Raw genomic sequence first — 22,304 nt, forward strand, 5'->3', positions numbered from 1 at the left:
TTTTGTGTGGGTTGTTCTTAAGATATGGATACGGCAGCTGGCTGAAACGAAAGGTGTCTGACTAAAGCCGTGCCCGCAGATAGCAGGCAGGCACCTGCAGTGTAAGTCACCCTAAGTGTATAGGATAAATGTCAGACAGTTCTTATCATTAGAAGATTCGCCTTACCAGGGTTTTGTCCCAGCCTATACTTTTACTTTGATAAATATAAAAGCCGAATCACCTAAATAGAGGCGATACAGCATATATAAGTAATCAATCGGATTGCTACTTGTTTGCAAAAAATGCTTCTGCTTTTTCTAGGAAAACTTCCTGTTCTTCCGTTATATCATATTCTTCTTCAATTGCATCTACTGGGCAAACTGCTTTGCAGGCACCACAATCAATGCAAATATCAGGATCGATGTAAAATTGATCAGGGCCTTCTTCTATACAATCAACAGGGCAAACACTTACGCATTCACCTGACTTTTCACTTTGACATGGATCTAAGATTACAAATGCCATCTAGTTTAACCTCCTTATCTCTTTAAAAACAAGTCTTGTCCACTTCTTATTTAATGATACATGACGTATGCATTGCAAGTAAACAGCTTAGAGATAATTCAGTCTATAGATAAATCTCGACACCAGGACCAAATGGAATACCTAAAAATACAAATAACAGTAATAATACGATCCAGGTTAGTAAGAAACAGATTGAATATGGTAACATAAGGGCAATTAATGTACCGATACCCGCTTTTTTATCGTATTCGCGCATAAAGGAAAGTACGATAATAATATATGGATTCATCGGTGTAATAATATTTGTTGAAGAATCTGCAATACGATATGCTGCCTGAATAAACGCTGGTTGATAATCCAAGAAATAGAACATCTTAATAAATATAGGCGCCTCTAGCGCCCATTGTGCAGACCCGCTGAAAATAAATAAATAAATTCAGTACCGCTGCTAATATCACAAAGCCAATAACGACCGCAATCCCTGTGAATCCGATGGACTCAAGAAAATTAGCACCGCTGACAGCTATCCATGATCCAATATTTGACCACTCAAAATAAGCAATAAATTGCGCCGCAGCAAAAATGAGTACGATAAAACCAGACATATCTTTCATCGCTTCCCCCATATATTTTCCGATATCCCTTGAGCTTGTAATATTTTTTACGGTTACACCATATGCAACTCCAGCGATAATAAATAAAATTAAAATTAGTGGGACAATTCCATTTAAAAATGGAGAAGGCACAATACTTCCATCTTCACTACGAAGTGGGGAGTTTGATAAAAATAGTACAATTAAAATAAGGGCTATATAGGCAATACTGGCAATTGCTGCATTTTTCAATCCCTTAATTTCCATTGGTTTGGCTGCTTCAAATTCCTTCTTCAATTCCCCTTCATAATTGCCTAAACGAGGTTCTACGATTTTTTCAGTCACAATTGCTCCGATAATAGATAAAACAACGACGGACGCAATCATGAAATACCAGTTATCAACCGGCGTTACAACGATGTTTTTCATCTAATGTTTTCATAACTTCAGTGGAAATACCTGATAACAATGCATCGGTTCCTGTCACCATAAAGTTGGCAGTAAAACCAGCACCTACCCCAGCAAACCCTGCAGCTAAACCGGCTAACGGATGTCGACCTATATTATAGAAGACCATTGCTGCCAGCGGAGGTACAATAACAAACGCAGCATCCGAAGCAATATTTCCAAGGATGCCTGTAAAAATAACAGCATAGGTTACGAATGCAGGTGGGGCTTTTAATATCGTACTTTTAATCCCCGTTTCTAATAATACAACTTTATCGGTTAATCCAATTCCCAACATCGTTGCTAAAACAATACCAAGTGGTGCAAAACCTACAAAGTTATCCAACATAGATGTGAGGATATACTCTAAACCTTCTTCAGATACTAAACTCTTGATGGCTACTTCCTGTCCATCTCCAGGCTGGGTAAATGTCACGTCAAACCATGAGATGATCCAAGATAGTAAAATGACAATTCCGGCTAAACTGATAAACAGTATAAATGGATCAGGCAGCTTATTTCCAACCCGCTCAATTCTATTTAAAAAGCTAGTCATAAATGATTTCTGCTTCTTTGCTGCCATTCTTTCCATCCTTTCCAAATCATTTATTGCTGTGATTTGTCTGTATAATGTTCGTTAGTGCTTCCACAGCAACTGGCAATACATCTTCTTGAAAATCAAACGAAGGATGATGATGTGGAAAATCTAAAGGTGTACCAAACAGCATATAGGTGGCTAACCCGTTATTTGCTTGAACACGATTCATCATAAAACTTGCATCTTCGGATCCAGAAACAAGAGCTACAGGCCAAACCTGTTCAATATACTTACCTTTATCACAGGCTATTTCAATGGAAGATATAAGTTCGTTGCTACCTTTTAGTTGTTCTGTTTGACCAACAGCTTCTATTTGATATTCTACCCCTTGCATCATCGCTGAAGCCTTAATAATGCGTTTAGCTTCATTTTGCATATAGGAATTCATTTCTTCTGTTTCACCACGTGTCTCGATTTCCAAATAAGCATCAGCAGGTATGATGTTTCGCCCACTACCTGCCATCATTTTTCCTACATTTATCCTGGTAATTCCACCGCTGTGACGCGAAATTCCATATAAGCTGGAAACAGCAGACGATGCTGCTAGTAAGGCATTCTTGCCGAGTTCTGGTTTCATGCCAGCATGAGAGGATACACCTTTAAATGTTACATTTAATTTTGAAGATGCTAAAAATCCATCTACTGTTGCTGCAACTGTTCCTACCGGCAACGATTCGATTCCAATATGGCCCGAATAAAAATAATCGACATCATCAAGCCAGCCATTTGCTGTAATCGCCTTCGCTCCCCTGCCTCCTTCTTCAGCAGGCTGGAACAGTAAGGTGAATTTACCACATAACCGTTCGTGGTAATCCGAAATGAAAGATGCTACACCTAGACCAATGGTCATGTGGCCATCATGTCCACATGCATGCATTACTTGCTCATTTAAGGAAGTAAAGCCTTGTTGATGAGGGAAATGGGAAGTTTCTCTAGTTTCTTGGATTGGGAGTGCATCTATATCAAATCGTAAGGCTACAGGATCTCCGGGCCTCCCTGTATTCCAGGTTGCGATTACTCCTGTCATACCACCTTGCATACGATCAAGAATGTCTTTTTCTACCCCATGCTTGATTGCCTTTGATTCATAAAATTGAAGCTCTTTTGATGATGGGATACCAAGCCGTGCTTCTTGTTTCATAACATCTTTTCCAATATGGATGGTAAACCCTAACCGCTCTAATTCCTTAGCCAATTTATAGCTCGTGACATATTCGGTAAACCCTAATTCTGGATATTGATGAAAATCACGGCGCCATTGTATGAGCTGAGGTGTTATGCTTTCAATAAATCCCTTCATTAGCTATCACCCTTTGCTAACGCATTTAACGTATCAAGAGCAACTTGTACGAACATTGAAGTTCCAAGTGGCAATGCACGTTCATCTAATTGGAAATGAGCATCATGAAGGGGTGCCTGTTCATCAGCATTTTCTATTTGGGTTCCTAGCCAAATAAATGCACCAGGATATTTTTCTAAAAATCTACTAAAATCTTCCCCCGCTAAAGAAGGATTCACTTCTGGTGTTTCTCCTTGAACGCGAGCTGCAGAAGTTCGAGCAAGCCTTGCCCATTTTGGTGTATTAATGGTAGCTGGATACCCATCTAAATAAGTAATATCTGCCTTTGCTTCAAAGGTTTCTGCGACTTGATTGGTAATCGTAAAGAACCGTTCCTTTAATCGTTTACGAATATGGGGAGCATAGCTACGAATTGATCCTTGTAGTGTTACTTGATTCGGAATGATATTCGGTGCTTCTCCACCCTCGATTGTTCCAATGGTAACAACAGATGCTTCTAATGGATCTAAACTTCTGCTCACAATCGTTTGCAAACTTGTAATTAAATGGCCTGCCGCAACCATCACATCATTGGTTTGATGTGGCATGCTTGCATGTCCACCTTTTCCTGTTAAGATGATTTTAAAGCGATCGGAAGCTCCCATCATTTCTTTATCGCGGATACCAATCTGTCCTACTGGTAGGTCTGGCCATACATGCTGTCCATAAATAATATCTGGTGTATACTCATGAAACACCCCATCATCTAACATGACCTTCGAGCCACCAACAGGAGAATCCTCTTCAGCAGGTTGAAAGACTAATAGAACTGTCCCATGTAATGATTCCCGCATCTGTTGGAGGACATAACCCGCCCCTAACAACATAGCAGTATGAGCATCATGTCCACATGCATGCATAATCCCTGCATGTTTTGAAGTGAAATCGTGATTATTCAACTCTTGTATTGGCAGAGCATCCATATCAGCTCGCAAGGCTACTGTCTTTCCCAGATGCTTTCCTTCAATAATTCCTAACACACCATATTTAGCAAAACCAGCTTGAAAGGTTACTCCATACGTTTTCAGTTTTTCTTGTATAAAACGGGAAGTTTCCGCTTCTTGGTTGCTTAATTCTGGGTTTTGGTGTAAATGACGGCGCATTTGAATAACGTCATCTTGGATATGATGTAAAAGACTTTCTCTTATGCTCGCCACTGTTTCATTCCTCCCTGTATTTTGCGACATTATTCTAAAAACTTTATTACACAAAAGTATACCGAAAAATTCAGACAGTGTATATTATTTTAGGAAAATTTATAAATATGAATTGATTACCAATTACGGTTTTAAATTTGTAAAATGCGGGAATTCCATAATTATCACTAGATAAAGATAAAGGAGTTTTAATAATGAAAACATATACGGTAACACCAAATGTAGATGCAACAGGATGGTTCGTAAAGTTAGAGGATGTAGCTCCGGAAGAGTTATATGATGCAAAAGATGAAGCGATTAGCGAAGCAACACGAATGGCGAAAGAAAACAGTCCTAGTAAGGTTACAATATTGGATAAATTCCACAATATTGTCGAAGAAACAAGATATTAAATAGAAAAAACGTGTCAGATTTAATCTGACACGTTTTTTATTTATTTTTAAATTTTGCAAGTTGTTCGGCAAGGGCATTGTTACTGAACCGTTCATCTTGTTTCTTCAAATACTTATTGACTTCCTTTTTGGAAACATTATGTTTCTTTTCTTTATCTTTACGTGCTTGAAACGTTGATAATTTTTCACGATGCCCACATTTACACATGAAGATTTGTCCATCTCCTTCACCACGTAGCTCAAGGCGTTTATGGCAATTCGGACAACGTGCATTTGTTTGTTTAGCAATGTTTTTCTTATGACCACAGGAACGATCCTGACAAACAAGCATTCTTCCTTTTTTGTTTGCAATTTCTAACATCAACTTTCCGCATTCTGGACATTTTGTTCCAGTCATATTATCATGCTTGAATTTTTCCTGACTCGATTTAATTTGCTGAACTACTTGCTTCGTATAACCTTTAATTTCAGACATGAACTGGTTTTTGTTTAATTTGCCATCTGCAATTTTTGTCAATTTATCTTCCCATTCTGCTGTTAATGCTGCAGAACGCAATTCTTCTGGAACCAAGTCGAGTAATTGCCTTCCAGTCGATGTAATAAAAATGTACTTTCCTTTCATTTCCATATACATGTTATTAAATAATTTCTCAATAATATCAGCTCTGGTTGCTACTGTACCGATTCCACCCGATTTGTTTAACGTGTTTGCATGTTTTTTGTCATTTGAACTCAAGTAACGTACAGGATTTTCCATTGCCTGTAACAGCGAGCCCTCGGTAAAACGTTCTGGTGGTTTCGTTTCACCAGCTGTTATGGTATACGTTATATTTGAAAGGGTTTGACCTGTTTCTAAAGCAGGTAACTGTTGATCATCTTCTGCTTCCCCATCATCAAAACGATGATTATAAACTTCTTTCCAACCTTGTTTTTGAATGACTTTTCCTCTAGCTGTAAACTGTTCTCCCTCTGTTTCTGCATAGATGGTTGTTTGTTCATATTCAAATGGATCAGACAATACAGCTAGAAAACGTTTCACTACTAAATCATAAATTTTCCGCTCTTTATCATTTAAATCAGCAAGCACAACATTTTCTTCTGTTGGAATAATTGCATGGTGATCCGATACTTTGGAGTTATCCACAACCGATTTTGTTAAATTTAAATCTTTGTTTAGAATTTTATACGCTGTACGAGCGTATTGATCGACACCACAAGCTTTGACACGATCCTTCAACGTAGAAACAATATCGGTTGAAAGGACCCGTGAATCGGTTCTCGGGTATGTTAAAACCTTATGTTGTTCATATAACTTCTGCATGATCGATAAAGTCTGTTTCCCAGAAAAATGAAACATACGGTTTGCATCACGCTGCAATTCTGTTAAATCATAAAGTTGAGGGGCTGATTTTTTCTTGTGTTTTTTATCAATATGTTTAATTGTCAGTGGTTGATTGTTCACTTTCTGTTCGATTGTTTGTGCTGCTTCTTTGGAAAATATTCGTTTATTATTTTTATTATCTTGCCAAGTTAACGAAAAGCCTCGATTTGTTCTGGCAGCTATTCCATAATACTTCTTTGGAATAAAGGATTTGATTTCCTCTTCTCTTGCCGCTATCATCCCAAGGGTTGGCGTTTGTACTCGGCCAGTAGATAATTGGGCATTATATTTCGTCGTCAATGCCCTTGTAGCATTTAAACCTACATACCAATCGGCTTCTGAACGTGCAACCGCTGATGCATAAAGGTTTTCAAACTTCGTACCTGACTTTAATTGATGAAAGCCATCACGAATGGCTTTATCCGTAACAGAGGAAATCCATAAGCGTTTAACCGGCTTATGAACACGTGCTTTTTCCAAAATCCAACGGGCAACAAGCTCTCCTTCTCTTCCTGCATCTGTGGCGATAACGATTTGATTCACATCACTACGATGAAGCTGTGTCTTAACAACATTAAATTGCTTGCCAGTTTTCTTAATTACCGATAGTTTTAGATTAGACGGAAGCATAGGCAAGTCTTCAAGCTTCCATGTCTTGTATTTATTATCATATACTTCAGGGTCTGCTAATGTAACAAGATGACCTAACGCCCAGGTTACGATATATTGGGAACCTTCCATAAAACCATTGCCTTTTTTATTACACTTTAAAACTCGAGCAATATCACGGCCAACGGAAGGCTTCTCAGCTAAAACAACTATTTTACTCATCTTTAAAATCCTTTCTTAAAAGACCTATCCTTTATCTTATCACATTTCACCTTCCGTTTCAGATTAAAGCAGCTAAACTAACTCATGATAAAAAGTTGGATACGCACAACAAATATAAAATAACCATACAATACCTTAGAAATAGATAAAGGAATTGGTGCCATGCTTTTTTATACTGGTTTAATTTTTTTAGTTATTGCAGTTAGCTTAGACGGGTTTGGAGTAGGTATAACTTATGGCATGCGAAATATTCGTGTACCATTAAATGCATTACTTATTATTATGCTTTGCTCAGGTATTATCGTTTTGCTGTCAATGACGATTGGAATTATGTTAACTTCCATTCTTTCTCCAAATATTGCTGGGATGCTTGGTGGAAGCATATTAATTATACTAGGGAGCTTTGCGTTATTTAATTGCATCACTCCCAGAAAAGAAATAGAAGAGAAAGATACCAATCAAAATATTTTGTCCACTGTTCTATCTACTCCAGATAAAGCTGACTTAGATCGCTCTGGTGTTATTTCTCCAACCGAGGCAATCCTGCTAGGTTCGGCATTAGCGCTTGATGCATTCGGTGCTGGAATTGGCGCCTCTATGTTAGGCTATGGGGCATTTTTAACAGCTGGTTTAATTGCAATAATGAGTGGTACATTTCTATTTTGTGGATTAAAAGCAGGGATATGGTTAGCTAAAAGCAGACAATTACAACGAATGACGTTTCTTCCGCCACTTCTATTAATTGCTTTGGGAATAACTAGCTTATTCCACTAAGAGTGCGAATATAATGGGAAACACAATGTAAGGAACACTGGGTTTCCCTTTCACTCTAAATTATAAGGATTTTATTAACCCGCCATCAACAATTAGTGACTGCCCAGTAATATACGTATTGGAAGCTGAAGCTAAAAACAGGATTGCTTTTGCAAATTCTTCTGGTCTTCCATAACGTTTCATTGGTATTTGGGCCTCTGCTTTGTTCATTACTTCTTCTTCTGATACCCCTAGCTTTCCAGCTTGTTTTCGATTTAAATCAAGAATTCGGTCTGTCTTTACTGAACCAGGCCCCACAGTATTGATTAATATATTGTCCTGGCTTAGTTCCTGAGCCAATGTCTTAGATAATCCGACAATACCTGGACGCATTGTATTTGAAAGCACCAAATTATCTAAGGCTTGCTTAATTGATGACGATGCAACATTGACAATATGACCGGCTTGCTGCTGTTGCATTTGTGGTACTACCGCTCTAATCGTTCGTATAAAACTAAGTAAGTTTAATTCAAAGGCATGATACCAATCTTCATCGTTCATTTCTAAAAAACTTCCTGCTGGAGGTCCTCCTCCATTATTAATTAACACATCAATTGTTTTCCGTTGGTCTAAAATAGAGTGAATCATTTGCTTAATCGCTTGAGGATCTTTCATATCACAAACAACATAAGAAACGGAATTATTACCCGTCTTCTGTTTGATCTCTTTCACTGCCTGCTTGAGATTTGTTTCATTACGACTGCTAATATAGACAACTGCTCTCTCTTCAGCAAACGCTGTAGCAATAGCTTTCCCCAAACCTTTACTCCCAGCTGTTACAATGACTGTTTTATCTTGTAACTGCATATCCATGTAATCATCTCCTTCTACATATAAAAACCCGAAATGACTTTCCCTTCATCCATTATAAAGGAAGTATTTCGAGTTAACTATTTAAAAGTTTGAATCTTATCGTTAATTAGAATAAAGAGACGATCCAACCAATTACGACAATTGCTCCAATAATCATTAAAATCGTACGTATCATCTTTCTCATCCTTTCGTTTTATCCGTGTTAGTTGAATACCCCTAATACACCCATAAGAAACATTTCATTTCGTTATCAAACATTAAAACTCCATACCTTCTTGACATTTCAAACAGTATATGAGAATATAATAAGGTTAATAAACCGAAGTAACAGATAAGTGATCTGGCATTCTACAATGTTTTTGAAGATGCTTATTCACACTGGCGCGACTTCGGGGTCGCAAGGACGTAAGAGCAGGTAGGGCTTACGTTGCTTAAGTTAGAGGACATCCAGTGGAACATATACCGCGGTTAAAGTGAAATTCGAAATAAAAATCATCGAAGATGAAACAAAGAGAAATATGGCATGCTGCATATTTCATACAGTTTAATTAATTTTAACATTGGATAATAAGAATTTCCCACCCGATGAACATTTATCGGGAGTAAAAATAAAAGGAGTAATAGCTTTATCCAGCTTTTACTCTCAATAAAATGAAAAACTTATGTGTTACTTTAAAAACAAAGGGGTACTCTTAAGATGAGTATCCCTTTTCCAATACATATAGAAAGAAGGTAATGTAATTGAAACATTTAATCGGAACTACCCAAACGATGATCGTTGATCGAATTATTGATACAGGCTATGTACTAACATTTGAAATGGATGAAGTTCTTTTGCATTACAATGAAGCAAAGAATGAATTAAGACCGAATCAAGAAGTAAATGTTTTTTTATACATGGACAAAAAAGGAAAGGTTGTTGCCACTTCCTATTTGCCTAATGTCAAGATGGATGAGTACGGTTGGGGACAAGTCAAAAACGTCCTCCCTAATCTTGGTGTTTTTGTTGACATTGGTACGACAAAAGAAATCCTCGTTTCTAAGGATGATCTTCCTTTATTTGAGGAAGTTTGGCCACAAATGGATGATCGTCTTTTTGTCACATTAGGCAAAGACAGGAAAGGACGACTACTAGCAATACCAGCATCAGAAGGGGTAATGGCAAGAATGGTGGAATTAGCACCTGATTCGCTCTTAAATACTACCATACAAGGAACCGTATACCATACAAGCAGAGAAGGGTCTGCAGTTATTACGAATCAAGAATACCGTGGGTTTATTCATCATACCGAGCGAAAAGAGGAACCGCGTTTAGGGGAACAAGTTACTGGCAGAGTAATTGAAGTTAAATCTGACGGCACATTAAATATTTCACTTCGGCCATTAAAACAGCACAGTATGTATGAAGATGCAGAAGTCATTTTACAACACTTAGAAGCCAATAATGGTGTTATTCCGTTTAGTGATAAGAGTGATTCAGATGATATACGAGGAACGTTTCAAATAAGCAAAGCTGCTTTTAAACGAGCCTTGGGTAAGCTAATGAAAGAAGGAAAAGTGGAGCAGAAACAAGGTAATACCTATCTAATTCAGTAATAAACATTAAAAAAGAGCGGATATATTATCCGCTCTTTTATGCTTTCGCATTCGCAAAAGAATCTGTTAAAGCTGTAATAATCAAGCCAATTGCAGCGGCAAATAATGATGCAATACCCCAGCCACCAAAACCAGCTCCCATAATGTCTACCTTGCCAGCCATCGTAGCTAACACTAGAAACACAATTCCTGCTGTAGCAACAACGAAACCAGGGAAGTAGGCAACATAGCTTTTCTTCGATGTTGCTTTAATAAGAACGAAACTAAGCGCAATAAGAATGGCTGCTAAAATTGCTCCAATTGTAAGTACTGGTTGAACCATTGTTTTCACCTCATACAATAAATATATTGCTTAGTATAGTCTACAATTGAACGGGAGTAAAGTCAATTATAGAAATGGATTTTCCGGTTGCGTTTACATAACCTATATGCCGCATTTCTATCTATATATTTTCTCCCTTAGTGTCTACATATGGCAAAGGGTTATACAGGTTCATGTTTCAACCAGTAAGGCACTAGGCTGTCTCAAGAATCTGATGCATACTTTCAATATAGTGTAATTGTTGATCCTTCCCGTTAACTAAAATCGAATGTGTTAAATAGTTTCCATTTCCTGTTTTTATACCATTTAAAAATAGATTGGCTGTTATTCCTGTCGCGGCAAATATGCATTCATCTGTTTGAACCAATTGCGAATGGGATAAGGCTTCATTCGGGTTCGTTATTCCCATTTCCAAACAACGTTCGATCTCTGTCTCATTTCTTGGTATCAGCTTCGCTTGCATCTCACCGCCAAGGCACCTAACTGCAACGGCACCTAATACCCCCTCAGGAGCACCACCAATTCCAAAAAACATATCAATATTTAAATCTTCCATACAAGTAGATGTTGCATAGATTACGTCTCCATCATTGAATAAATGTACATTCGCACCAATATCTCGGATTTCATCAATGTACTCTTGATGTCTAGGACGTTGCTGAATGAATACCGTTAAGTCACTAATCTTTTTATTTTGAGCTTTAGCCACTGCTATCATATTATCTTCCAAAGACGCTTCAATATTAATTTTCCCTTTTGCTCTTGGACCAACTGCTAACTTCTTCATATACATATCTGGTGCGTGAAGCAGCGTACCTTTTGGCGCAGCTGCAATAACAGTAATTGCGTTTGGTTGGCCATTGACCGTCGGGGTAGTTCCTTCAATGGGATCGACAGCAATATCAATTGCTGGACCCCCCCTCCCTGTGCCAACATTTTCTCCGATATACAGCATTGGAGCCTCATCAATCTCCCCTTCACCAATGACGATGGTGCCTTGCATATTCATCGCATTTAATTGTCTTCTCATCGCCGTCGTTGCGGCATCATCAGCAGCAATTTTATCCCCACTACCAACCCAGGGCTTCGATGCAATTGCAGCTAATTCGGTAACTTTTAAGAAATCGAATAATAAAGCTTCCATCAAATGAAACCTCCCATTTAACTACACTGATTACCTGCAGCTGCTTCTTGATAATGATCACGCAAAAATTTATTTTCATTTTCTATAATTTTATCAACTTTTCGTTTTGATCCGTTTGCCCATTCTGCATTTAGATAGGACTCAACCACCTTCTTACCAAGTTCAACACCAATAATTTGAGCGCCCATGGTAAGAATTTGAGCATTATTACTTAATTGAGCTCGTTCTGCTGAATACGTGTCATGAGCAAGCGCTGCCCTTATACCCGGGTATTTATTTGCTGCTATACATACACCAATGCCCGTTCCACATATTAAAATACCACGATCCAAATCCCCCTCACTAATCGCCTTCGAAACATCAAAAGCAACATCTGGATAATCCACTGCATTGCAGGAATGACAACCATAATCAACCACTTCACGCTCTGTACTTGATATGAATTCTTTAATCGCCTCTTTTAATTCAAATCCGTTATGGTCACTGCCAATCCCTATCTTCATGTTGAACATCCTCCCTATTTATTTTTTCATTTTAAATTAATTTACAACAAAAAACAACTTTAATACTTTCGTTTTTAATCGTTTTTTTTCGTTTAGTTGGATTTGGACGAAAAAAAGAATCAGAAAAAAATCTCTGACCCTATTTTTTTCATTTCCTATTGTTTTCTCTTCTATTCATAATAATGTTTAACTTACTTTTGCTTTTCTTTCTTCAATAAAACTTAAGAAGGTCGCAAGTATGAAGTATACAGAAGTTGCCCCTGGATCTTGTGCACCAACAGAACGTTCACCTAAGCGACTTGAACGTCCTTTCTTTGAGATAAGCTTTTTCGTTGACTCCATCCCCTTTTTTGCATCGTTAACCGCAATTTGAAAAGCGGTCAGGAAATCTTGCGTGTCTGCAAATTGGGATGTCAATGATTCGGCAAATGGTTCCAGCGTATCCACCATTGTCTTATCGCCTACTTCTGCTTGCCCTCGCTCTTTAATTCCATTTGCAAAAGCTACCCAATATGCTGTTAGATCATTATCATGTAGTGTATTTTTATTTTTCAACGTTTTTGCCCCTCGCATAAAGCCGGTTGCATACAGCGGTCCGACAGATGATCCAACCGCACTTAAAAATGTCTTCCCAACAACAAGACTTATTTTCGCAGGGTCTTCTTCGTCAACCAACTCATTTACGAGCTTTTCATTTACAGCTTGCCAGCCAATAGACATCGTAACACCATGATCTCCGTCACCAATTTTACGATCAAGTTCACATAAATAATCCTTTTCTTCTTCAACCATATTTACAATTAAGTGGAAATAATCCTTTAAATCTCTAGATGTTAGCTCCATTATTTGATCCTCCTATTAGGATTTTATTTTTGAACAAACATTGGACAATTCACAGGATGATCAATCGTCTGTTTTAATTCCTCATCTAGCTTCATTACCGTAACTGAACATCCACCCATCTCTAAAGATGTAATATAATCCCCGACATAGGAACGATATACGACGATCCCGCGTTCAGCTAGTAATTGTTCAACTCTTCGATAAATGAGATATAATTCCATTCGTGGTGTGGAACCTAAACCATTTACTAAAACAGCTACTTGTTCCCCTTGATTAATTGGCATATCTTCCAATATATCTTTCACTAAACGCTCGGCAACATGATCAGCGGTTTCTAATGGCCCTTTTTCTATACCAGGTTCTCCATGATGACCCAATCCAATCTCCATCTCATTTTCACCTAATTCAAAACTGGGCTCTCCTGTTTGTGGTAAAGAGCATGGAGACAATCCTACTCCCATAGAACGCGTATTAGCATTTGCTTTTTCTGCCACTCGGATGACATTTTCTAAATCATAGCCAAATTCAGCTGCTGCACCAGCAGCTTTAAAGATAAACAGCTCTCCAGCAATTCCACGACGTTTCTCCTGCTCTTCTTTGGGAGCAGATGCTACGTCATCCGTAGCCAATGCTGCTTGCACTTGAATCTCCTCTTCTAGATCAGCCATTTCAGCCGCCATACCAAAATTCATTACATCACCTGCGTAATTCCCATATAAGTAAGCAACTCCTGCACCCTTATCAATTGCTTTTGTTACTTCTAAAATAGGATCTGGTGAGGGTGATGCAAAAATATTACCAACTGCTACACCATCTGCCATCCCTTCTCCAACATAACCCATAAAGCCTGGCTCATGCCCGGATCCGCCACCAATAAGGATACCAACTTTATCATCTCTTGTTTCCCTTACTGTGACGAGTGAACGTTGGTTTTCAGGTAATTGTTTGATATAATCCGGATGTGCTTTTACATATCCTTCTAGCATCTCTTCTACCACATTCGTTGGGTTATTTAACAGTTTCTTCATCGATGCACACCTCTCATTTAAATAGTTATAATTAAACGTGCAAATACTTCGCTATTATACTTTTCTATTTTTATGAAAAATCAATAATTTTACTATCTATAAGTTTATCATAATTGGTTTATATCCTGTATGGAGAGGTCAAATTTGGGCTCTCCATACAATACTATTATTCCATTACACAACAGAGTGTGCTTCCTCTTTATCTGAACCTTCCAATTGATCTTCTGGTAATTTCAAGAATTTAGTTGAAAATGCTGCCACAAAGTATAATGCAGCTAGTAACCACATTAATCCTTGTGTACCAATCAAGTCATAGAATAAAGTAACTAGAGCTGGACCAACAAACACGCATAATCCTGCCCCTAAATTCAAAATGGACATTGCCGCACCTTTATCCCCATCACCAACTAGAGAAGGAGTTAAAGCAGATAATGGGACAAAGCCAGCTAGACAAGCTCCCCATAACATACCAATTGTCCCAATTAAGAAAACGTTACCTGTAAATACCTGTGGTACGTAAAACATTAATAGCGTAAAGAACCCACAGCCAACAGCTCCAAACCACATAACCGTATTTCTCCAGCCTAATTTGTCGCCAACATAACCAAATATCAAGTTAAAAGCAATATTTGAAATAAAGATCGTTCCCCAAATATTTAACCATACCGTCGTTTCTATCCCTTGATCAGCTAAATAAATAGGTAAGAACAGTGGAAAAGCGTATTGAGAGGCTTGGTTAACAATCCTAACACAGCCAGCAATTGCCACTTTTGGTTCTCTTTTTAAAATGGTTATTCCGTTGATTAGCTCTTTAAATTTACTATCCGCACTATTCTTTTCTTCCAATTCAAATTTATCCCGGTTAACGATCAGTGCAAAGAACGCTCCTACCAGCACCCAAAACACTGCTGTCCACATCGTAGGAATATGTCCAATTGTATTAATTGCAAAACTAGAATAATAAGCACCTAACACACTTAGTCCACCAGTAAATACAAACCAGAACCAACCTACAGCTGTGCCTAATTGATGCTGTGGTGTTCGGTATGTTATCCAAACGAGAAACGCATATGCAAATAATGGATATCCAAACCCACGAATGGCATAGGTAGGTATCATTAATCCGTAATTAAGGTTTGGTATCGCTAAGCCAACAAATAGCACATGGCCAATTAAGTATAAGACTAACCCCGCTGTCATAGTCTTCCGTGGTCCAAATGCTTCTACTAAAACCCCAGATAACCAGGCAGCAATTGCGATTGTAACACCATAAGAAGTGGTAAGAAATGCAGCTTGCTGCACGGAAAGACCTTGGTCAACTAAATATGGACTAATCCAAGCTAATTCTAGTCCATCACCCATCATAAAGATAAGTACCCCAAAGTATCCCCACGCTAAGTTAGCAGGGATACCAATCTTATCTAAAAATGTTTGGTTATTTAAATTTGGCATAACTTTCTCCCCCCTTTTGTCATGGAATCATTAAGGTTTTAATATAATCTTTAACGATTGCTCACCTTTCTTCATTAGTTCAAACCCTTCTTCAAACGCTTCTAAAGGTAATTGATGTGTTACAACACCACTAGTTGGAAAGTCTCCATTTGAAATTCCTTCAATGACAAGTGGATAACAATACGGTCCAAGATGTGACCCTAATAAATCAAGCTCTTTTCGGTCACTTATAATACTCCAGTCAACGGATACCGGTTCTCCAAACACACTGAACTCTACAAATCTACCAAGCTTACGAATCGCATGAAGTCCTTGTTCCACTGACTTAGGATGCCCAGTCGCTTCAATATAGATATCACATCCATACCCCTCGGTCATCTCTTTAATTGCTTTCACGACATCTGTTTTACTAGGATTCAATACGACATCTGCCCCAAATTGTTTTGCTAATTCAAGCCGATCTTCTTTCATATCTAAAACAACTAATTTTTTCGGACCAGCCTTCTTTATTGCTCCTACCATCCCAAGCCCTAACGTACCTGCACCTGATAATACAACGATATCCCCTAATTGCACTTGAGCCCGTTGAACAGCATGGAGACTACAAGCATATGGTTCAATCAAAATCGCATCTTCAATTGGTAAATCTTCAGGTACTTTATAATTAATAGCTTCTTTCGTAAACTTCATGTATTCAGCCATACCACCGTTTACATTATTCTGAAATCCGTATAAATCATGTTTCTCACACATCCAATATTGACCACGGTTACAGAAACGGCACTCCCAGCATGGGACAATTTGCTCTGATATCACACGATCACCAATGTTAAAGTCGGTTACTGCATCTCCTTTTTGGACAACATGCCCAATAAATTCATGCCCTGGTATCATCGGCGCTTTTATATAAGCTGGTTGTGTTTCATCACCCCAAAAACTAGGTGCACCGTCATATGCTTTGATATCACCAGCACATATTCCGCAAGCTTCCACCTTGATGATAACTTCTTTGTCATTTTCTAATTTTGGTGTTTCCACTTGCTCCTCAAATTTATAATTTTTTGGGCTATATGCAACAATAGCCTTCATATGTTCAGGTATTTCTTGCTGTTTCACAGCATGTTTCTCCACTGCTTTTTCCATACTTCCATCTCCCTTTAAATCAAATTTTTGGAGTATAAGACATCATTGGAATGATTGAAAACTTTGAAATCGTTTTCAATTTCTAATTCTATGTTATCATTCATTTTCACATTGTCAATATTATTTTTTGATTTTTTTCGATTTCAATTATTTTGTTTAATTTATATTAAAAACGACAGAAAACAAAAACATAATTGAATTTATATTGATAAATGCAGTGAAATACAATAAGATGAAGGTAGAATAAATATAAGGGTGAAACTTCATGAAAATGTTTGCTAGTGAGCGAAGAAGTAAAATTATTGATCTTCTTCATGAAAGGAAGCGAATTACAGTTAAAGAAATCGCTTCCCAAATCGGGGTATCTGAGGCAACGTTACGAACAGACTTGAATAAAATGGAGAACGATGGGTTGTTAACAAGAACGCATGGTGGGGCAGTAATTAATGAAGATAAAGAAAATGATACAAGCTTTAATGTAAGACAAAAAAAGAATAAAAAAGAGAAAATACAAATTTCAAAAAGAGCACTAGATTTAATAGAAGAAAAACAATGTATCTTACTTGATGCAAGTTCTACCGCTCTGGAATTGGCTCGATTATTAAATTCCACCTCGTTACGGTTAACTGTTGTCACAAGCGGCCTGCAAACAGCGATCGAGTTAAAAGATAATCCGGATATCACTGTGATATTAATTGGTGGTGTCGTTACCAAAAAATCAACATCAATTGAAGGTACTTTAGGAATTGATATTCTTGATTATGTAAATATTGATATTATGTTTACGTCTGCAAATGGATTTTCCTTGGAAAACGGACTAGAGGACTTTAACTTATATGAAGTTCAAATTAAAAAAGAGATCGTACAACGTGCCTCCAAGGTAATAGCATTGGTCGATTCTTCTAAGATTGGTAAATCATCCAGTGCTGTATTTGCCAAATTTGGTCAAATTGACCGGTTAATCACAGATCAACCAATTGAGTCGCCATTTCTAAACAAGTTAGACGCACATCATATTGATACTATTATTACGAATGAGACTTGAATAGTGGGATAACAAAGCCCACTACTTTTTTGATGAATATTATCTGATTATTTAAAAACTCTCTAACCGATAGTGCTATTTAAAAATTGGTATTCCTTTCTGATATTGATTTCTGCTTCAACGGTCACTTCCAAAAAGGAATGATCTCTATGAATTTAAACACACCTTTTTAATTACTTAAAGAGGATTTACATGGAATACAATTTAGAGTAGGACAAATCCCTTGCTTATGAATGAGCGCCAGTTCACATCAATATAAATACAATCTCACCTATTGTTATTCTTACAGAGTTAGGAAAAAAGGGATGGACAGGGGAAAAAGCGAAAAAAGAAATAGAATTTAATTACAGGAGAACAAATTGTCATGGATGGTGGCGTTACCATTAAATAAGCTTCTCCCATTTCATACGAATTGACAAATGCTTTTCGTATTTGAATAATAGAAGGAACAAGCAATGATTAAACAAGCAAAGGAGAAGTCCATGAACTATAAAATTCTATTCCTCGATATTGATGGTACCATCTTAAAGCCAGACCATACATATACACCCTCTACAAAAGAGGCAATTAAGCAAGTACAACAACAAGGGTTACTTGTGTTTCTATGCACAGGAAGACCACTTCATGAAGTCAATGATTTAGCGCATGAATTGGGAGTTGATGCATACATTGGTTATAATGGCTCCTATGCCGTGTATCAAGATACACCGCTTGTCAATGAACCGATGAAACGTAATACTTTAGAGGAATTTCTATCAATTGCCAGCAAGCATCAACATGAACTTGTATGTTATACAACGAAAAAAAATTATTTTACTTCCTTATCCAGTCCAGCTACCAAAGACTTCATAGAAGTTTTTCAGCTAAAACAAAATGAAAAACTCACAGATGATTCACTTGACCATATTCTCGGGGCTTCCATAATGAATGTCAGCCCTGAACAAGTGCAATGGTATGAAGCGATTGAGGAAGATATTCACTTATCTGGAGTCAATGTAAATGGAGTTTCTAACTGTTATGATATTATTCGCGACAGCGTAAATAAAGGAGAAACTGTGAAGAAAGTGCTTGATCACCTTCAGCTATACAAAGAACAAGCGATTGCTTTCGGAGATGGGATGAACGATAAAGAAATGCTGCAAACAGTTGGTGAAGGATTCATTATGGAAAATGGCGATCCTCAACTTTTCCCATATGCCAAACATCAAACGACTTCTGTTGATAATTCAGGTATCTTTAATGGCCTGAAAAAGCTAGGGTTAGTGAAATAAAAAGAGAAAGGTTAGCTAAAGAGCTAACCTTTCAGGCTGTCGAGAACGTATTTGACAGTCTTTTCTAATGGGTGCTAATGTCGTCACACCCTTCCCCTGGGCAATACGTAAGCCACCGTTCTGTGGGACGAAAACTACGAGATTCCTGTAGAATAACGAGCGAGCCAAGACCCCGCAGCGTGAGTTTCGCGAGGAGACTTGGGCGTTCGCCCACGGAAAGCGAGTGGTTTTCTCCCCGGCGAGACTAAAAAAAGCTTGCAAAAAAACATCTGATTTCACTACAAGCTCTGAAAGGTTAGCTATGAAGCTAACCTTTCTATTTACAAGAAAAACCCGCCATAAATAAGTGCCCCACCGATGACAAATGCTGGGTGTAATTTTACCCGTTCAATTAACAAATAACTAACCACTGTTAGAATGACTGTCTGCCATAAGCCGATACCTTCATAGGATTCACTAAAGAAGCGCCAAGCCATTACTCCTAATAAAATACCAATAACCGGCCGTATATAGAGCGTCATTCGCTTTACTTTCGGTGAGTTTTTATATTTATAAAGTATTCCTAATAAGACAATAATTAATAGTAGGGACGGGGCAACAGTAGCAAAAACACCTATGGCAGCACCCGGAATCCCCGCAACATCATAACCAATGTAACCAGCCATCTTTGTAGCGATTGGTCCTGGCAGTGAATTTCCCAGTGCAAGCACTTCACTGAATTCCTGAACATTCATCCAGCCGTAGCGTGTAACCACTTCATTTTCTACCAGAGGAATAGAAGCCGGCCCACCGCCGTAGCCTAAAATTCCTGGTATGAAAAAGGCCAGAAATATTTCCCAGTAGATCATTAAGAATCACCTTCCCTTTCGGTGACTGCCGTATCTTGCTCAGGGTTTTTATCTTTTTTAATAAGCGCTAAGATTAATAATGTTGCTATGATAATTCCTGGATGTATTTGCAGAAATTGCAGCAAAATGAACACAACTAGCAACAAGATACCTGTTTGTACCCATCCCATCCCTTTTCCTGCTTTTTGGACGAATTGCCAAGTTAACGTAGCAAGCATAACTGCAACAACAGGTATTACCGCTGCCGTCATTCCTTGTACCCAGTCATATTCTTTAATAGATGACAAGGAAGATAATAAAATAATCATAAGGACAACCGTTGGAAAAATCGTTGCTAAAACAGCATTGATCATTCCCCATATACCAGATACACGATACCCAATATAACCAGCAAGTTTTGTAGCAATTGGTCCTGGCAATGTATTGCCTAATGCTAATAAATCACCAAATTCCTCTTCACTCATCCATTTGTATTTATCGACTACTTCTTTGTGAACCAGCGGTATGGAACTGGGTCCACCACCATATCCCAACATACCAACCCGAAAGAACGCAATAAAGATATTCCAATGTGTTTTCATATGTCACGTACCTCTTCTAAGTTGTTATTTTTATTTACCAAGCCGCTACCGTGCCATCTGTACGAGATTCTGTTCCTCCAACGAGGACACCTGTATCAGGATCCCTCCAAATAACCTGCCCTCTTCCAAAGCTATTCGGTTCTAATTGGATGCGAATATCATGTCCTTTTTTGGCTAAATCCATTGCGATATGATGTGGGAAACGGTGTTCTACTTCCACTTGTTTATCTTTCATCCACTGCCAACGAGGTGCATCTAATGCTGCTTGTGGGTTTAAATGAAAATCAATCGTATTCATGATGACTTGCACATGTCCTTGCGGCTGCATAAAACCACCCATAACTCCAAATGGGCCAATCGGTTGCGTATCTTTCGTTAAAAATCCAGGAATAATGGTATGATACGTTCGTTTATTTCCTGCTAATACATTGACATGATTCGGATCCAAAGAGAAATTATGACCACGATTCTGCAACGCAATACCAGTTCCCGGTACTACAAGACCAGATCCAAATCCCATATAATTACTTTGGATAAATGAAACCATATTCCCCTCATTATCTGCAGTAGCTAAATAGACGGTACCGCTTAATGAAGGTTCACCCGCTTCTGGCTGCATGGCTGCATCACCAATCAAGCTTCTTCGGTCATTTCCATAAGTTTCACTTAGCAATTCTTCTGCTGAACGTTTCATATACCTTTCCTCTGTTACATGTTCTTGCCCGTCAGAAAATGCCAATTTAATCGCTTCGATTTGTTTATGGTATGTATCTACTGAATCTTTGGCTGTGAAATGAAAACCTTTTAAAATAGTTAAAGCTTGTAAAGCAACAATTCCTTGGCCATTAGGTGGAATTTCCCATACGTCATAACCATGATAGTTGACTTTGATCGGACTCACCCAATCCGGCTGATAGGATGCTAAATCATCCAGATCTAAAAATCCACCATTTGCCTGGGAGAAGTTACTTATTTTCTCAGCCAATTCTCCACGATAGAAAGATTCTGCACCTGTTTCTGCGATTTCCTGCAATGTCTTTGCATGATTAGGCGAGCTCCAAATTTCTCCAGGTTCTGGTGCACGATCATTTGGTGCAAACGTTTGAAACCACTCACGGAACATATCATCTGTTAATTGCGCTTTAAACACATCGTAAGCCTTCTTCCAGAACTTGCTTAATGTTGGTGACACAGGAAATCCATCTTGTGCATAGAGAATGGCAGGCTTTAGCACCTCTTGTAAAGGAAGTTTTCCAAATTGCTTCGAGAGTTCTGCCCAAGCTCCTGGTGCACCTGGGACCGTAACTGGAATCCAGCCAAATTTTGGAATTGCTTGATGTCCAGCTTCTTTTACTGCATCGATTGATATTGCTTTTGGAGATCTACCACTAGCATTTAAGCCATGTAGATTTCCCTTCGTCCACACCAAAGCAAATGCGTCCCCACCTATTCCATTTGAAGTAGGTTCTACAACTGTTAAACAAGCTGCTGTTGCAATGGCGGCATCAATTGCATTACCTCCTTGTTTCAAAATAGCAAGACCTGCTTGTGAAGCAAGTGGCTGAGATGTTGCAACCATACCGTTTTTCGCATATGTTGCTTGCCTTGGAACAGCATATGGGTACGTCTGTGAATTAAAAAATTCCATGTAAGTCATAC

General features: G+C 38.2%; 20 protein-coding genes and 1 pseudogene. 5 read left to right on the forward strand and 16 right to left on the reverse strand.

Features of this window, described 5'->3' with window-relative positions; translation table 11 throughout:
- Positions 1 to 265: 265 nt before the first annotated feature.
- The 4 genes and pseudogenes from M948_RS25455 to M948_RS25470 form a co-directional block, all read right to left on the reverse strand.
- On the reverse strand, positions 266 to 505 hold the full coding sequence (locus M948_RS25455) for an indolepyruvate ferredoxin oxidoreductase subunit alpha (RefSeq protein ID WP_021289194.1): 240 nt from the start codon (positions 503 to 505) through the stop codon (positions 266 to 268).
- A 103-nt stretch (positions 506 to 608) separates the two neighbouring features.
- Positions 609 to 2,128, reverse strand: a pseudogene (locus M948_RS25460) (AbgT family transporter).
- 19 nt (positions 2,129 to 2,147) lie between these two features.
- Positions 2,148 to 3,443, reverse strand: coding sequence for an amidohydrolase (locus M948_RS25465; protein ID WP_021289195.1), 1,296 nt, complete (start codon positions 3,441 to 3,443; stop codon positions 2,148 to 2,150).
- Positions 3,443 to 4,639 (reverse strand): M20 metallopeptidase family protein, encoded by a 1,197-nt coding sequence (locus M948_RS25470; RefSeq protein WP_021289196.1) that lies wholly within the window; start codon positions 4,637 to 4,639, stop codon positions 3,443 to 3,445. Before M948_RS25470 ends, M948_RS25465 begins: the two co-directional genes overlap by 1 nt.
- A 194-nt stretch (positions 4,640 to 4,833) precedes the next feature.
- Between M948_RS25470 and M948_RS25475 the strand changes: the two genes are divergently transcribed.
- Positions 4,834 to 5,031 (forward strand): DUF2188 domain-containing protein, encoded by a 198-nt coding sequence (locus M948_RS25475; protein WP_021289197.1) that lies wholly within the window; start codon positions 4,834 to 4,836, stop codon positions 5,029 to 5,031.
- A gap of 37 nt (positions 5,032 to 5,068) precedes the next feature.
- Here M948_RS25475 and M948_RS25480 read toward each other — a convergent pair whose 3' ends face one another.
- On the reverse strand, positions 5,069 to 7,243 hold the full coding sequence (locus tag M948_RS25480; protein WP_021289198.1) for a DNA topoisomerase III: 2,175 nt from the start codon (positions 7,241 to 7,243) through the stop codon (positions 5,069 to 5,071).
- A 162-nt stretch (positions 7,244 to 7,405) separates the two neighbouring features.
- Here M948_RS25480 and ytaF point away from each other — a divergent pair, with 162 nt between their 5' ends.
- On the forward strand, positions 7,406 to 8,017 hold the full coding sequence (gene ytaF, locus M948_RS25485) for a sporulation membrane protein YtaF (RefSeq protein WP_021289199.1): 612 nt from the start codon (positions 7,406 to 7,408) through the stop codon (positions 8,015 to 8,017).
- 60 nt (positions 8,018 to 8,077) lie between these two features.
- Here the strand turns inward: ytaF and M948_RS25490 are convergent, their stop codons facing one another.
- Positions 8,078 to 8,869: an SDR family oxidoreductase gene (locus M948_RS25490; protein WP_021289200.1), complete on the reverse strand. Its 792-nt coding sequence runs from the start codon at positions 8,867 to 8,869 to the stop codon at positions 8,078 to 8,080.
- 741 nt (positions 8,870 to 9,610) lie between these two features.
- On the opposite strand from M948_RS25490, the gene M948_RS25495 reads away from it, so the two are divergent.
- Positions 9,611 to 10,465: a CvfB family protein gene (locus M948_RS25495; RefSeq protein WP_021289201.1), complete on the forward strand. Its 855-nt coding sequence runs from the start codon at positions 9,611 to 9,613 to the stop codon at positions 10,463 to 10,465.
- 37 nt (positions 10,466 to 10,502) lie between these two features.
- Here the strand turns inward: M948_RS25495 and M948_RS25500 are convergent, their stop codons facing one another.
- The 7 genes from M948_RS25500 to M948_RS25530 all read right to left on the reverse strand — a co-directional run bounded on the left by M948_RS25500 (position 10,503) and on the right by M948_RS25530 (position 16,900).
- Positions 10,503 to 10,787 carry a hypothetical protein gene (locus M948_RS25500; protein WP_021289202.1) on the reverse strand — a complete coding sequence of 95 codons (285 nt, stop codon included), beginning with the start codon at positions 10,785 to 10,787 and terminating at the stop codon, positions 10,503 to 10,505.
- A gap of 193 nt (positions 10,788 to 10,980) precedes the next feature.
- Positions 10,981 to 11,931 (reverse strand): class II fructose-bisphosphatase, encoded by a 951-nt coding sequence (glpX, locus tag M948_RS25505; RefSeq protein ID WP_021289203.1) that lies wholly within the window; start codon positions 11,929 to 11,931, stop codon positions 10,981 to 10,983.
- A gap of 17 nt (positions 11,932 to 11,948) precedes the next feature.
- Positions 11,949 to 12,434, reverse strand: a complete 486-nt coding sequence (rpiB, locus tag M948_RS25510) for a ribose 5-phosphate isomerase B (RefSeq protein ID WP_021289204.1) — start codon at positions 12,432 to 12,434, stop codon at positions 11,949 to 11,951.
- 186 nt (positions 12,435 to 12,620) lie between these two features.
- Complete coding sequence (gene dhaL / locus M948_RS25515; RefSeq protein ID WP_021289205.1) at positions 12,621 to 13,277, reverse strand: dihydroxyacetone kinase subunit DhaL; 657 nt, start codon at positions 13,275 to 13,277, stop codon at positions 12,621 to 12,623.
- A 23-nt stretch (positions 13,278 to 13,300) separates the two neighbouring features.
- Positions 13,301 to 14,305 carry a dihydroxyacetone kinase subunit DhaK gene (locus tag M948_RS25520; RefSeq protein ID WP_021289206.1) on the reverse strand — a complete coding sequence of 335 codons (1,005 nt, stop codon included), beginning with the start codon at positions 14,303 to 14,305 and terminating at the stop codon, positions 13,301 to 13,303.
- A gap of 174 nt (positions 14,306 to 14,479) precedes the next feature.
- Positions 14,480 to 15,757, reverse strand: a complete 1,278-nt coding sequence (locus M948_RS25525; protein ID WP_021289207.1) for an MFS transporter — start codon at positions 15,755 to 15,757, stop codon at positions 14,480 to 14,482.
- A gap of 30 nt (positions 15,758 to 15,787) precedes the next feature.
- The gene (locus M948_RS25530; RefSeq protein ID WP_021289208.1) at positions 15,788 to 16,900 is read right to left on the reverse strand and encodes an MDR/zinc-dependent alcohol dehydrogenase-like family protein; all 1,113 of its coding nucleotides are present in this window, start codon (positions 16,898 to 16,900) and stop codon (positions 15,788 to 15,790) included.
- A 265-nt stretch (positions 16,901 to 17,165) separates the two neighbouring features.
- Here M948_RS25530 and M948_RS25535 point away from each other — a divergent pair, with 265 nt between their 5' ends.
- Positions 17,166 to 17,945 (forward strand): DeoR/GlpR family DNA-binding transcription regulator, encoded by a 780-nt coding sequence (locus M948_RS25535; protein WP_021289209.1) that lies wholly within the window; start codon positions 17,166 to 17,168, stop codon positions 17,943 to 17,945.
- A gap of 455 nt (positions 17,946 to 18,400) precedes the next feature.
- Positions 18,401 to 19,216: an HAD family hydrolase gene (locus M948_RS25540; RefSeq protein ID WP_021289210.1), complete on the forward strand. Its 816-nt coding sequence runs from the start codon at positions 18,401 to 18,403 to the stop codon at positions 19,214 to 19,216.
- Positions 19,217 to 19,536: 320 nt separating this feature from the next.
- Here the strand turns inward: M948_RS25540 and M948_RS25545 are convergent, their stop codons facing one another.
- From M948_RS25545 to M948_RS25555, 3 genes are read right to left on the reverse strand one after another with little or no spacing between them, the layout of a single operon-like run.
- Positions 19,537 to 20,064, reverse strand: coding sequence for a chromate transporter (locus M948_RS25545; protein WP_021289211.1), 528 nt, complete (start codon positions 20,062 to 20,064; stop codon positions 19,537 to 19,539).
- Entirely contained in the window at positions 20,064 to 20,645 is a 582-nt protein-coding gene (locus M948_RS25550; RefSeq protein ID WP_021289212.1) for a chromate transporter, read from the reverse strand. The genes M948_RS25545 and M948_RS25550 overlap by 1 nt, the downstream gene beginning before the upstream one ends.
- A gap of 34 nt (positions 20,646 to 20,679) precedes the next feature.
- Complete coding sequence (locus M948_RS25555; RefSeq protein WP_021289213.1) at positions 20,680 to 22,293, reverse strand: gamma-glutamyltransferase family protein; 1,614 nt, start codon at positions 22,291 to 22,293, stop codon at positions 20,680 to 20,682.
- Positions 22,294 to 22,304: the final 11 nt, after the last annotated feature.

This window comes from Virgibacillus sp. CM-4 (genome assembly GCF_000445495.1).
GTDB lineage: Bacteria > Bacillota > Bacilli > Bacillales > Amphibacillaceae > Virgibacillus > Virgibacillus salexigens.

Bases quoted from the DNA above. Each gene is read 5' to 3' on its own strand.
- M948_RS25520 (WP_021289206.1), bottom strand. From the start codon at position 14,305: ATGAAGAAACTGTTAAATAACCCAACGAATGTGGTAGAAGAGATGCTA.
- glpX (WP_021289203.1), bottom strand. From the start codon at position 11,931: ATGGAAGCTTTATTATTCGATTTCTTAAAAGTTACCGAATTAGCTGCA.
- M948_RS25530 (WP_021289208.1), bottom strand. From the start codon at position 16,900: ATGGAAAAAGCAGTGGAGAAACATGCTGTGAAACAGCAAGAAATACCT.
- M948_RS25465 (WP_021289195.1), bottom strand. From the start codon at position 3,443: ATGAAGGGATTTATTGAAAGCATAACACCTCAGCTCATACAATGGCGC.
- M948_RS25555 (WP_021289213.1), bottom strand. From the start codon at position 22,293: ATGGAATTTTTTAATTCACAGACGTACCCATATGCTGTTCCAAGGCAA.
- M948_RS25475 (WP_021289197.1), top strand. From the start codon at position 4,834: ATGAAAACATATACGGTAACACCAAATGTAGATGCAACAGGATGGTTC.
- M948_RS25535 (WP_021289209.1), top strand. From the start codon at position 17,166: ATGAAAATGTTTGCTAGTGAGCGAAGAAGTAAAATTATTGATCTTCTT.
- M948_RS25540 (WP_021289210.1), top strand. From the start codon at position 18,401: ATGATTAAACAAGCAAAGGAGAAGTCCATGAACTATAAAATTCTATTC.
- M948_RS25500 (WP_021289202.1), bottom strand. From the start codon at position 10,787: ATGGTTCAACCAGTACTTACAATTGGAGCAATTTTAGCAGCCATTCTT.
- M948_RS25545 (WP_021289211.1), bottom strand. From the start codon at position 20,064: ATGATCTACTGGGAAATATTTCTGGCCTTTTTCATACCAGGAATTTTA.
- M948_RS25480 (WP_021289198.1), bottom strand. From the start codon at position 7,243: ATGAGTAAAATAGTTGTTTTAGCTGAGAAGCCTTCCGTTGGCCGTGAT.
- M948_RS25490 (WP_021289200.1), bottom strand. From the start codon at position 8,869: ATGGATATGCAGTTACAAGATAAAACAGTCATTGTAACAGCTGGGAGT.
- rpiB (WP_021289204.1), bottom strand. From the start codon at position 12,434: ATGAAGATAGGGATTGGCAGTGACCATAACGGATTTGAATTAAAAGAG.
- M948_RS25455 (WP_021289194.1), bottom strand. From the start codon at position 505: ATGGCATTTGTAATCTTAGATCCATGTCAAAGTGAAAAGTCAGGTGAA.
- M948_RS25525 (WP_021289207.1), bottom strand. From the start codon at position 15,757: ATGCCAAATTTAAATAACCAAACATTTTTAGATAAGATTGGTATCCCT.
- ytaF (WP_021289199.1), top strand. From the start codon at position 7,406: ATGCTTTTTTATACTGGTTTAATTTTTTTAGTTATTGCAGTTAGCTTA.
- M948_RS25550 (WP_021289212.1), bottom strand. From the start codon at position 20,645: ATGAAAACACATTGGAATATCTTTATTGCGTTCTTTCGGGTTGGTATG.
- dhaL (WP_021289205.1), bottom strand. From the start codon at position 13,277: ATGGAGCTAACATCTAGAGATTTAAAGGATTATTTCCACTTAATTGTA.